10 protein-coding genes and 1 tRNA gene are annotated in these 10,969 nt (G+C 68.1%); 8 read left to right on the top strand and 3 right to left on the bottom strand.

Going from position 1 to position 10,969, the window contains the following annotated elements; genetic code table 11:
* The 3 genes from BN11_RS10805 to BN11_RS10795 all read left to right on the top strand — a co-directional run.
* On the top strand, positions 1-504 hold a 504-nt coding region (locus BN11_RS10805), incomplete at its 5' end, for a thiamine pyrophosphate-dependent enzyme (RefSeq protein ID WP_048697521.1).
* 80 nt (positions 505-584) lie between these two features.
* Positions 585-1,805 carry a pyridoxal phosphate-dependent aminotransferase gene (locus tag BN11_RS10800; RefSeq protein WP_048697519.1) on the top strand — a complete coding sequence of 407 codons (1,221 nt, stop codon included), beginning with the start codon at positions 585-587 and terminating at the stop codon, positions 1,803-1,805.
* Between the two features lie 59 nt (positions 1,806-1,864).
* The gene (locus BN11_RS10795) at positions 1,865-2,389 is read left to right on the top strand and encodes a hypothetical protein (protein ID WP_157044083.1); all 525 of its coding nucleotides are present in this window, start codon (positions 1,865-1,867) and stop codon (positions 2,387-2,389) included.
* Positions 2,390-2,670: 281 nt separating this feature from the next.
* On the opposite strand, the gene BN11_RS10790 is transcribed toward BN11_RS10795, so the two are convergent.
* Positions 2,671-2,743 (bottom strand) — tRNA-Arg (locus BN11_RS10790).
* Positions 2,744-2,859: 116 nt separating this feature from the next.
* Here BN11_RS10790 and BN11_RS10785 point away from each other — a divergent pair.
* A complete protein-coding gene (locus BN11_RS10785) occupies positions 2,860-3,378 on the top strand; it encodes a hypothetical protein (RefSeq protein ID WP_048697515.1) in 519 nt (172 codons plus the stop codon).
* A gap of 12 nt (positions 3,379-3,390) precedes the next feature.
* Entirely contained in the window at positions 3,391-3,876 is a 486-nt protein-coding gene (locus tag BN11_RS10780; RefSeq protein ID WP_048697512.1) for a DUF421 domain-containing protein, read from the top strand.
* 161 nt (positions 3,877-4,037) lie between these two features.
* Here BN11_RS10780 and BN11_RS10775 read toward each other — a convergent pair whose 3' ends face one another.
* Positions 4,038-5,003, bottom strand: a complete 966-nt coding sequence (locus BN11_RS10775) for a GNAT family N-acetyltransferase (protein WP_235435437.1) — start codon at positions 5,001-5,003, stop codon at positions 4,038-4,040.
* Between the two features lie 119 nt (positions 5,004-5,122).
* On the bottom strand, positions 5,123-6,622 hold the full coding sequence (locus tag BN11_RS10770) for a threonine/serine exporter family protein (RefSeq protein ID WP_048697509.1): 1,500 nt from the start codon (positions 6,620-6,622) through the stop codon (positions 5,123-5,125).
* 269 nt (positions 6,623-6,891) lie between these two features.
* Here BN11_RS10770 and BN11_RS10765 point away from each other — a divergent pair, with 269 nt between their 5' ends.
* The 3 genes from BN11_RS10765 to BN11_RS10755 all read left to right on the top strand — a co-directional run.
* Positions 6,892-8,697, top strand: coding sequence for a phosphoenolpyruvate carboxykinase (GTP) (locus tag BN11_RS10765; RefSeq protein WP_048697506.1), 1,806 nt, complete (start codon positions 6,892-6,894; stop codon positions 8,695-8,697).
* 178 nt (positions 8,698-8,875) lie between these two features.
* A complete protein-coding gene (locus BN11_RS10760) occupies positions 8,876-9,604 on the top strand; it encodes a response regulator transcription factor (RefSeq protein ID WP_048697504.1) in 729 nt (242 codons plus the stop codon).
* A gap of 7 nt (positions 9,605-9,611) precedes the next feature.
* A partial coding sequence (locus tag BN11_RS10755) for a histidine kinase dimerization/phospho-acceptor domain-containing protein (protein WP_048701248.1) occupies positions 9,612-10,969 on the top strand: 1,358 nt, incomplete at its 3' end.

Genomic DNA, 10,969 nt, shown 5'->3' with positions numbered 1-10,969 from the left:
ATCGTCATCGGCGACGGCGGCGATTTCGTTTCCTGGGCAGGGCGATTCGTCCAACCCGCCCGTCCGGGACGCTGGCTGGACCCGGGCCCGTTCGGCTGCCTCGGCGCCGGTCTCGGCGCGGCGATCGGTGCCCGTGCGGCCGACCCGGACGCGCCGATCGTGTTGCTCCTCGGTGACGGCGCGGCGGGGATGTCGCTGATGGATCTCGACACTCTCGTGCGCCACGACCTGCCGGTCGTCATCGTCGTCGGCAACAACTCGGCGTGGGGCCTGGAGAAGGGCCCGATGCAGCTGCTCTACGGCTACGACATCCTCGCCGACCTGGCCCCGGGGACCCGCTACGACAAGGTGGCGAGCGCTCTCGGCGGGGCGAGCGAACTCGTCGACAGACCCGGCGACATCGGCCCGGCGCTCGATCGCGCCCTGGCCAGCGGCACGCCATACCTGCTGAACGTTCTGACCGACCCGGCCGCCGCCTATCCCCGCTCCACGACCGGCCTGTAGCGCCCGCTTGGTGGGTGTGTGACCGGACGCGCAGCAAAATGGGTTTCTCCCCGGTGGAGGGCGGCAGGCAGAATCGCCGCATGAAGCCGATCGTCCAGAGCCGCAAGCTGCAGGGTGTCCGTTATGACGTGCGAGGGCCGATCCTCGTCGAGGCCCAGCGGCTCGAGGCCGAGGGACACAAGATCCTCAAGCTCAACATCGGCAATACCGCCCCCTTCGGCTTCGAGGCACCCGAGGCGATCCTCGCCGACATGATCCACAACCTGCCCGAGGCGCAGGGCTACAGCGACTCTCGCGGCATCTACTCCGCCCGCACGGCGGTGGCGCAGTACTACCAGTCCAAGGGGTTCAAGGACACTCTCGTCGACGACGTCTTCATCGGAAACGGTGTCTCCGAACTGATTTCGATGGTCTTGACGGCGTTCATCGACGACGGCAACGAGATCCTCGTCCCGGCGCCCGACTACCCGCTCTGGACGGGAGCGGTCACCCTCGCGGGCGGCATACCGGTGCACTATCGCTGCGACGAGGACAACGAGTGGAATCCCGATCTGGCGGACATCGAGTCCAAGATCACGGAGAACACGCACGCGATCGTCATCATCAACCCCAACAACCCGACCGGCGCGGTCTACAGCGAGGGGATCGTGCGCGGCCTGGTCGACATCGCTCGCCGGCACGACCTCGTCGTCATGGCGGACGAGATCTACGAGAAGATCATCTTCGACGACGCCGTCCACCACCACGCGGCGACCTTCTGCGGCGACGACGTGCTCTGCCTGACCTTCTCCGGGCTGTCCAAGGCGTATCGGGTATGCGGTTATCGCGCCGGGTGGGTGATGGTCAGCGGCCCGAAGCACATGGCGACCGACTTCCTCGAGGGCCTGACGCTGCTGGCGAACATGCGCATGTGCGCGAATGTGCCTGCGCAGCATGCGATCCAGACCGCGCTCGGGGGCTACCAGTCGATCACGGAGCTCGTCGTGCCCGGCGGGCGCTTCTACGAACAGATCAAACTGGCGAGCAAGTTGCTCAACGACATCCCCGGCGTCTCGTGTGTCGAACCCAAGGGCGCGCTCTATTGCTTCCCGCGGCTGGATCCGAAGGTCTATCCGATCGAGGACGACCAGCAGTTCGTCATCGACCTGTTGCGCGCCAAGAAGATCCTGGTCACGCACGGCACGGGGTTCAACTGGTTCGAGCCGGACCACTTCCGGCTCGTGACCCTCCCGGACACCGAGGTGCTCACCGAGGCCATCCACCGCGTCGCCGCCTTCCTCGAGACCCAGCGGGCCGGCTGACGCGCTCGCATCGGTCAAGGGGCGTGGCTCGCGCGGTGCCGACTAAGCTGGGCCGCGTTATGAGCACTCGTCCCGGCCCCGAGAGCCGCGCGGTGAACACGTCCGGCAAATGGATCCTGACCGCCTTCTGCCTCGCCGCGCTCGCCGTCTTCGCACTGCTCGTCCCCTCCGTCCGGGAGTGGCTCGCTCGCGACGACGACTCCCAGCTGTCCGCGATCGAACTCACCATCTCCCCCGCTACGAGCAAGGAGGTCGATGCGTGCGCACCGGTCAGCCAGGACGCCCTCGACCGGGCCACGACGGCCGTGACGGGGACCTATGAGGGGATCAGCGACGGCGCGGCGACATTCGTCGCCGATCACTGGTTCCGGGGCGGGCCCGCCGAGCGGGTGGTCATCAGCTCCAGTTCGAGCGCGAACCTCGACCGCGCGCTGGAGCAGGCGCAGCTCAACACCGGCCGCGTGCTGATCGCCTCCCGCTCCGGCGAGGTGCTGCTCTGCGGCGCGTCCGGCCCGTACACCTCGGAACTGGCGTCGTTCTACGTGCAGACGTATGAGCAGCGCACCGCCTCGCCGACCTCCTGACCCGAGACGCGTACGCGATCTGCGTGCCCCGCGGCACGAATCGGCCCGGCACGTGTCGGGCCGGCACGTATCGGGCCCGGGTTGTCGCTGACTCGGGCCGCCTTGTCGTTCTGGGGCCGGGTTGTCGCTGACTCGGGCCGCCCTGTCGTTCTGGGGCCGGTCTATTTCCAGGCCCCACAACGAAAGCCTGGCCCCGGTCGAGCCCCGACAGAGGGGGGGAATGCAGATGCCCCGGCCGATCCGGCCGGGGCATCCCACTGTGTGAACTGCGAATTCACGAGCGCGCCCGAAGGGATTCGAACCCCTAACCTTCTGATCCGTAGTCAGATGCTCTATCCGTTGAGCTACGGGCGCAGCGGCCGCGGAGGCGACCGACGGATAACGATACCGGCTCGGTCCGGCAGGGCGAAATTGAGTTTGCCCCCGGGCTCCGCAGGGGCGCGCGGGGCCGGGTGACCTAGGCTGCCCGCGTGGCGATCCAGACCCTCCCTGAGGCGATGACCGGGTCGGAGGCGACGCGCGCCCGCAACATGCGCCGCATCGGGCTGGCGCTCTTCGCGATCCCGGTCGTGGCGGCCGCATTCGGCGTATTCGGCCCGCGGGAGACGACCGGCACGGCCAGCGGGTCGGGTTATGAACTGACAGTCCACTATCCGCAGGCCACGCGCTCCAGCATCGTGGCGCCCTTCAGCTTCACGGTGACCAAGGCAGGCGGGTTCGGTGACGACCCCGTCATCGTCCGGCTCGACCGGGCCTTCGTCGACCGGCTCGACTTCCAGAACTGGTACCCGGTGCCGTCCGCCGAAGCCAACGACGGCCGGCAGGTGGTCTACGAATTCGACCCGCCCGTGGGTGACAGCCTCGAGGTGTCTCTCGATGCCCGCACCGGCCCCAACCAGGGCTATTCGAGCGACGACTATCACCTGACGGTGCTGGACGGGGATCGCGATGCCGCTACCGTCACCTTCCACACCGTCTTCTGGCCTTAGGCGGCGATCGACATGCAACTGATTCTCCGCACCGTCGTCATCTTCCTCGCCCTGTGGCTCGTGCTGCGGGTGGCCGGCAAACGGCAGGTGGCCCAGATGGACGCGTTCGACCTGGTGACGATCATCGTTCTCGGCGGCGTGGTCACCCAGGGCATCCTCCAGGAGGACTACTCCCTCGTCAGCGCCCTCGTCGCAATCGGCCTCGTGACCCTCTTGGCGGTCGGATTGTCCGTGCTGACGTGGCGCTTCCCCGGCGCCGACAAGATCATCGAGGGGGAGCCGACGATCCTCCTTCAGGACGGCCGGCCGGACGAGACGGCCATGCGAGCCGAGCGGGTCTCGATGGCCAACCTGCTGGCCGCCGCCCGCGAACACGGGATCCGTGACCTCGAGGAGATCGACCTGGCGGTGCTGGAGGCCGACGGCGCGGTCAGCTTCTTCACCCGCCGCACGGGCGAAGACGACCAGCCGCCCGAGCATCGCGCCAAGGCGCTGTAAGACTGCCCAGCTCTGGTGAGAGTCGGCCGGGTCAACGCCCGCAGCCCCCACTGAAAGAAGGCAGTCCGCAGGGCCGACAACATCACCGACGCGCAGGCTGGAGCCCCTTCGCCGCGCGCCCACCGGATACCGGCATCCGCGTTCTGGGGCAGACAACGTGCCTAGCGTTCGAGGTCGATACGCGTCTCGACGCATTGATATCCGGCTCGCTTGAAAGCTTCGATCATCGGCGTGTTCACGGCGTCGGTGGTGGCGGTGATCCGGGATGCCCCATCACCCATGTGGAAGTCAGTGATGTACGCCAGAAGATCATCAACGTACCCATGCCCCCGGTGCTCGGGAAGGACCGCGAGGTAACCGATATTGCGGCTGGTCGGCGTGGCGGACGGGATCGCCATGCCGACCACGTTGCCGCGACTGTCGTACGCAACACGCCACCAGCCGCGGTCGCCGGGACAGGACCGGTAGTAAGCGACCTCGTCAACGGCCACCGTTTCGGCGGTGGCCGTAGCCAGCTCGCGTCGGGTCATGACATCCAGTGAGCCGCGGGTGGCCCGCGCAAATAGGTCAAGGAACGCGTCGTCGTCCGCCGTCTCGAAGCGGAGGCGGTGCGCACCCCTTGTAGCTCGGGCGCGTTGATCCCATTGGAACTGGCGACGTTCGTTGACCCGAACGAGGCCCGCAGCGGCTGCGGCGTTCGTCTTGACAGCGACATCGAAGTGAACCGCCTCGATGTCGCGCCAGGTGGTGGGGATACGCATCGTGTGCGGCAGCGGGATGTCTACGCCGTCGGATCCCAGCGCGGCATGACCATGTGCCAGGAGTTCGATGAGGATCCTCTCGGTGTCGGGATGGTCGCGGCGCGCATCCCAGACGTCGAGGGCCAGCGGGACCTGAGCGTCTCGACCCCACCAAAGGGCACGTCCAACGAGTGACTCGTCCTCGTCGATGGCGACCTGGGACCACTTCGGTTGTAGGCGCCCGGATGCGATCTCCGTCTCGATCTCGGCGGGCCTCATACCTACCCCTGCCACTGTCGACATGTGCGCGGCCTCCAGGAGCAGCTCGACCGTGGGCTGTTCGAATCTCATCCCAGCATCGTTCTGGCACCGTCGATTCAATTGCAAGCAGCTGCGGGGGACCGCCGAGGTGTCTCACCTCGAGCTGCCACGCCATGCTCCGCAACCACGAGCCTACCGAACCCCACCCCAACCATCCTCGCCGCTCGACAAGGAGCATAGGGACACTACCCCCGCTCGCCAGCCCCGTCGGGGGCCTCGGTGCGCCGCATCGACGCACGGTGGTCGAGCGGCGAGGCGAGCAGGTCACCGAGGGTGTTGCCGGTCGCGATCGCGATCAGGACACCGACCGCGGAGATGAGTTCCTGGGCACCGACCTGGATCGTCAGACTGCCGCTGAGGTCACCGCCCGCCGTCACCAGCAGCCGGTAGAGGCCGACGAAGATCGCCAGTCCCGGCAGCAGGCCGAAGGACCCGGGCACGGCGAGGACCAGCGCGGGCGCACCCATACGCAATGCCACCACGCGCGCGAGGAAGCCGATGATGATCGCCGTCAGCCCCACGGCCGTGACCCGTCCGACCCCGACATCACTGGTGAGCAGGCGCGTCACCAGAACGCCGACCACGGTGAGGCCGCCCGCCGGCAGCACGTAGCGCCGGCGGCTCTGCATCGTGATGGCACCGAAGATCCCGATCGCTGCGGCACCGGCAAGCGCGACCGGCAAGCCCACGGTGGTCGAGGCCAGCCGCTCCACCGCGGGCGGCGCGACCGACTGACCGGCGCGCGTGGCGACCCACACACTGAACGGCAAGGCCGAGCCCACCCCGATGATCAGGCCCAGGGTGTGAAAAAGGACCGAGAAGATCCGCGAGGTGCCGGTCACCGGATATCCGGTCACGACATCTTCCATCGCCGAGGCGATCGAGCGCGCGGGCAACAGCGCGATGATGCCGCCGGCAACCATCGCGGCGAAGTCCGCCGGGGTGATCGACCAAAACGCCACATAGCCCAGCGCGTAGGCGCCATAGGCGATCGCGGTCGCGACGAAACCGCCTGCGGCGGAGGCATAGAAGTCCGGGATGCGGAGCCCGGACAAGGTGCCGACGAGGCGGTCGACGAGGATCGCCGAGCCGATGCAGAGCACCGCGGCGAGCACCCCGGCCCCGAGCACCACCGCGACACCCGCCGCAAGGAGTCCGGTGGCGAGAGCGACGACCCACGATGACCAGGTCCGTGGGGCGCGGTGGATCTCCTGCATGCGCTCGACCGCCTGGGCGACGGTCACCTCTCCCGAGACAAGGTCATCGACGAGTGCGTGGACCGCGGCGAGACGCCCGAAGTCCCAGCGCGGCGGGCCGACGACGCGCAGCCGCGTCGCCACCTCCCCGTCGGCGGTCTGCACCTGCATCAGCAAGGACTGGAGGGTGATGTCGACGTCGATTCGTTCCAGCCCGGCGGCAAGCGACACCGCGACCACGCTGGTGTGGGTCTGCGCCGCGCTCGCCCCGCAACGCAGCAATACCTCGCCCACGTTGAGGGCCAGGTCCATCGCGACCCGCTCCTCCTGAGTCCGGCGCACGCGCGGATTGCGATAGGGAGTGCGCCGCAGGGACGCGCGGACCGGCAGCGGCTCGGTCGGCGCCTCGCCGCGCCACGTAGGCGGCTGCAGCCACCGCGGGCGGACCGGCCGAGCCGGTGCCGGGCCGTCGCCGGGCCGGGACGTCATGGCCTCAACCGTAGGCGATCCGGCCAGACGGCCGTCGTCGTCACCCGGCCACGCGGCACCACCTGGTGCAACACGAGGAGGTGAGCGGGCGGCATACCCAACGCCTGTGAGTAGTTCCACAGGTTTGAAAAGGCTTTCACGAGAAGCCCCCCTGGACGAGGCCGATAGCGTTGTCGGAAGCAGTTGTCGCGCCTGTCAGCAGCGCTGCCAACCGGTCGCGCGGGCGCGAAGCACTGGGGCCTTGGGGGCCCACCGGACGGAGGAAGCACATGACTGACAGCACCGGAACGACCAATACCGCCTTGCAGGCGTGGGTCGACGAGGTGGCCGCCCTGACGACCCCCGACAAGGTCGTCTGGATCACCGGCACCGACGAGGAGATCGACGGCCTCAACCAGGAGCTCGTCGCCTCCGGCACCTTCGTCAAGCTCAACGACGAGAAGAAGCCCAACTCCTACTGGTGTGCCAGCGACCCGAGCGATGTCGCCCGTGTCGAGGACCGCACCTATATCGCGTCCGAGAAGGAGGAGGACGCCGGCCCGACCAACAACTGGATCGACCCGGCCGAGCTGAAGGCCACCATGACCGAGCTCTACAAGGGCTGCATGAAGGGCCGGACGATGTATGTCATCCCCTTCGTCATGGGTCACCTGGACGCGACCGTCCCGATGTTCGGCGTCGAGATCACCGACTCCGCCTATGTCGTGACGAACATGAAGATCATGGCCCGCATCGGCTCCGAGGTGCTGGCGAAGATGGAGGAGTTGGACGCCGACTTCGTCAAGGGCCTGCACTCCGTCGGCGCACCGCTCGCGGACGGTGAGAAGGATGTCCCGTGGCCGTGCAATGACACCAAGTACATCGCCCACTTCCCCGAGACCCGCGAGATCTGGTCGTATGGCAGTGGCTACGGCGGCAACGCCCTGCTGGGCAAGAAGTGCTACGCTCTGCGCATCGCCTCGGCCATGGCCCGCGACGACGGCTGGATGGCCGAGCACATGCTCATCCTCAAGCTGACCTCCCCCAAGGGCTCGGTCCACTATGTCGCCGGCGCCTTCCCGAGCCAGTGCGGCAAGACCAACCTCGCGATGCTCGAGCCGACGATCGAGGGCTGGAAGGCCGAGATGATCGGCGACGACATCGCCTGGATGCGCTTCGGCCCCGACGGCCGGCTGTATGCCGTCAACCCCGAGTTCGGTCTGTTCGGCGTCGCCCCCGGCACCGGCATGAACACCAACCCGATGGCCATGCGCACCATCGAGAAGGGCAACTCGATCTTCACCAATGTCGCCCGCACCGACGACGGCGATGTGTGGTGGGAGGGCATGACCCCGGACAAGCCCGAGCACCTGATCGACTGGAAGGGCAACGACTGGACGCCCGAGTCCGATGTCGTCTCCAGCCATCCGAACAGCCGCTTCACCACCCCGGCGAAGCAGTGCCCGATGATCGCGCCCGAATACGACAACCCCGACGGTGTCCCGATCGACGCGATCCTCTTCGGTGGCCGCCGCGCCACGACCGTCCCGCTGGTCTACGAATCGCGCGACTGGACCCACGGCACCTTCGTCGGCGCCACGCTCTCCTCGGAGACGACCGCCGCCGCGACCGGAGCGGTCGGCGTCGTGCGCCGCGACCCGATGGCGATGCTGCCGTTCATCGGCTACCACGCCGGCGACTACATGAACCACTGGCTGGAGATCGGCAAGCAGGCCGACGCGAGCAAGCTGCCGCGGATCTTCCAGGTCAACTGGTTCCGCAAGGACGAGGACGGCACCTGGCTGTGGCCGGGCTTCGGCGACAACAGCCGCGTCCTGAAGTGGGTCGTCGAGCGCCTCGACGGTGACGCGGATGCGGTCGAGACCCCGGTCGGGCTGGTCCCGGCGCCGGGCGCCATCGACACCACCGGCCTGAACATGACCGACGAGCAGGTCGCCAAGGCCATCGCGGTCAACACGGAGGACTGGCTCAAGGAGCTGCCGCTGATCGAGGAGTGGTTCGCCAAGTTCGGCGACAAGCTTCCCGCCCCGCTACAGGCCGAACTCGACGGTCTCAAGGAGCGCCTCGGCGCCTGAGGAAAGAAAGCGAACGGTCTCCACCATGGGGTGGGGGCCGTTCGCTGACTCCGGCCACGGCGCGACCCGGCGGCTCCACGTCGACTCGGCGAGAGCCGGCGCAGCACACAGGAAACCCATAGTGTTCCCACAGGGGTGAGCCACGACATACCCAGCGTTGGCGGGAGACACTGGAGGCATGACACAGCCGGCCACCCAGAAGCTGCAGCGCCTCGACGGCACCCCGGTGCGGGTGCTCGTCGTCGACGACGAGGCCAATCTCACCGAACTGCTCTCGATGGCGCTGCGCTATGAGGGCTGGGAGGTCCGCGCGGCCGGCACCGGCACCGCGGCGGTCAAGGCGGCTCGCGACTTCCAGCCCGACGCCGTCGTGCTCGACATGATGTTGCCCGACTTCGACGGCATGGAGGTGCTGCGCCGGATGCGCGCCGACGACGCGAACGTCCCGGTGCTCTTTCTAACTGCCAAGGACGCCGTCGAGGACCGGGTCGCCGGCCTGACCGCGGGCGGCGACGACTATGTCACCAAGCCCTTCTCCCTCGAAGAGGTCGTCGCGCGGCTGCGGGCCCTGATGCGCCGCACCGCGGTCGTCGCCGACGAATCCTCCTCGGTGCTCGTCGTCGGCGACCTGACGATGGACGAGGACAGCCATGAGGTCACCCGGGCGGGCATGGAGATCAACCTAACCGCCACCGAGTTCGAGCTGCTGCGCTATCTGATGCGCAATCCCAAGCGGGTGCTGTCCAAGGCACAGATCCTCGACCGCGTCTGGAACTACGACTTCGGCGGGCAGGCCAATGTCGTCGAGCTCTATATCTCCTACTTGCGCAAGAAGATCGACGCCGGCCGGGCACCGATGATCCACACCATGCGTGGCGTGGGCTATGTCCTCAAGCCCGCAGAGTGAGTCGTGTATGCCGTCGCTCACCTCCCCCCGCAACTGGACGTTGCGCTCCAAACTCGTCGCGTCGATGGTGGCGCTCTTCTTGACCGTCAGCATCGGCACCGGATCCTTGATCGTGCTGGCCACGAGGGACTACCTGGCGCGCCAGATCGACCAGGACCTCAAACAGACCGTCGCCCGGTCCACCTTTGGCGATCACGACGACAGTCATTCGCGTGGCGGCGGGCCCGGCGGTCCCCTGCCCGGCGGCGGTGCGGGCGTGCTCAGCCTCGTCCTGGACGCCGACGGCCAGGTGCGCACGGACCCCCGCAGCGGCTCGCCGATCAATACCGCGATCAATGTCGACGGGGATCAGATCACTCTGGACGCCGAACAGGTCGAGCGGCTCTCCGATGTCAAGGCCGGCGGCGGACCCGAGACGGTCGACCTCGGCTCGAGCGCCGGCACCTACCGCGTCATGGCCGTCGCCACGTCCTCCGGCACCGCCATCACGGGTATCCCGACCCTGCCGATCACCAAGACCGTCAAGCAGCTGCTCGGGCTCGTCGCCGCCGCAACCCTGATGGGCCTGGCCATCGTCGCCCTCGGCGGCGCCTATCTCGTGCGCCGCAACCTCGAGCCCCTCAGCCGGGTGGCGGGCACGGCCCGGGCCGTGTCGCAGCGCTCGCTCGAATCGGGCGAGGTCGCCTTGGCGGAGCGGGTGCCGGCGAGCGACACCGATCCCAACACCGAGGTCGGGCAGGTCGGGTTGGCCCTCAACAGCATGCTGGACAATGTCGACGGTGCGCTGCGGGCCCGGCAGGAGTCGGAGACGCGGGTGCGGCAATTCGTCGCCGATGCCTCGCACGAACTGCGGACCCCGCTGGCGAGTATTCGAGGGTATGCCGAGCTGTCCCGCAAGGAGCGCGAGCCGGTCCCGCCGAATGTCACCCACGCGTTGGGCCGGATCGAGTCGGAGTCGCTGCGGATGCAGGGCCTCGTCGAAGACTTGTTGCTGCTGGCCCGCCTCGACGCCGGACGCCCCCTCGATCACGATCCGGTCGACCTGACCCTCCTGGCCATCGACGCCGTCAGCGACGCGCGGGCGGCCGCCCCCGATCAGGTCTGGGGCCTGGACCTGCCCGAGGAACCGATCGAAGTGCCCGGCGATCGGGCGCGGCTGCACCAGGTGCTGGTCAACCTGCTCGGCAATGCCCGCGCCCACACTCCGCCCGGCACCCGGGTGACTACCGCCCTGCATCGGGGAAGCACCACCGATCCAACGCGCACCGATGTCGTCACCCTGTCCGTCATCGACGACGGCCCCGGCATCCCGGCCGCCTTGCAGCCCAACGTCTTCGAACGCTTCACCCGGGGCGACGAGGCCCG

Source organism: Nostocoides australiense Ben110, assembly GCF_001050535.1.
GTDB classification, from domain to species: Bacteria; Actinomycetota; Actinomycetes; order Actinomycetales; family Dermatophilaceae; genus Nostocoides_A; species Nostocoides_A australiense.
The sequence above is the reverse complement of the archived record's forward strand: the minus strand, read 5'-3'. Positions and strand labels throughout refer to the sequence as shown.

What these genes read in the sequence shown, in the direction of transcription:
- BN11_RS10760 (WP_048697504.1), top strand. Translation starts at nt 8,876, where the DNA reads ATGACACAGCCGGCCACCCAGAAGCTGCAGCGCCTCGACGGCACCCCG.
- BN11_RS10765 (WP_048697506.1), top strand. Translation starts at nt 6,892, where the DNA reads ATGACTGACAGCACCGGAACGACCAATACCGCCTTGCAGGCGTGGGTC.
- BN11_RS10800 (WP_048697519.1), top strand. Translation starts at nt 585, where the DNA reads ATGAAGCCGATCGTCCAGAGCCGCAAGCTGCAGGGTGTCCGTTATGAC.
- BN11_RS10770 (WP_048697509.1), bottom strand. Translation starts at nt 6,622, where the DNA reads ATGACGTCCCGGCCCGGCGACGGCCCGGCACCGGCTCGGCCGGTCCGC.
- BN11_RS10795 (WP_157044083.1), top strand. Translation starts at nt 1,865, where the DNA reads ATGAGCACTCGTCCCGGCCCCGAGAGCCGCGCGGTGAACACGTCCGGC.
- BN11_RS10780 (WP_048697512.1), top strand. Translation starts at nt 3,391, where the DNA reads ATGCAACTGATTCTCCGCACCGTCGTCATCTTCCTCGCCCTGTGGCTC.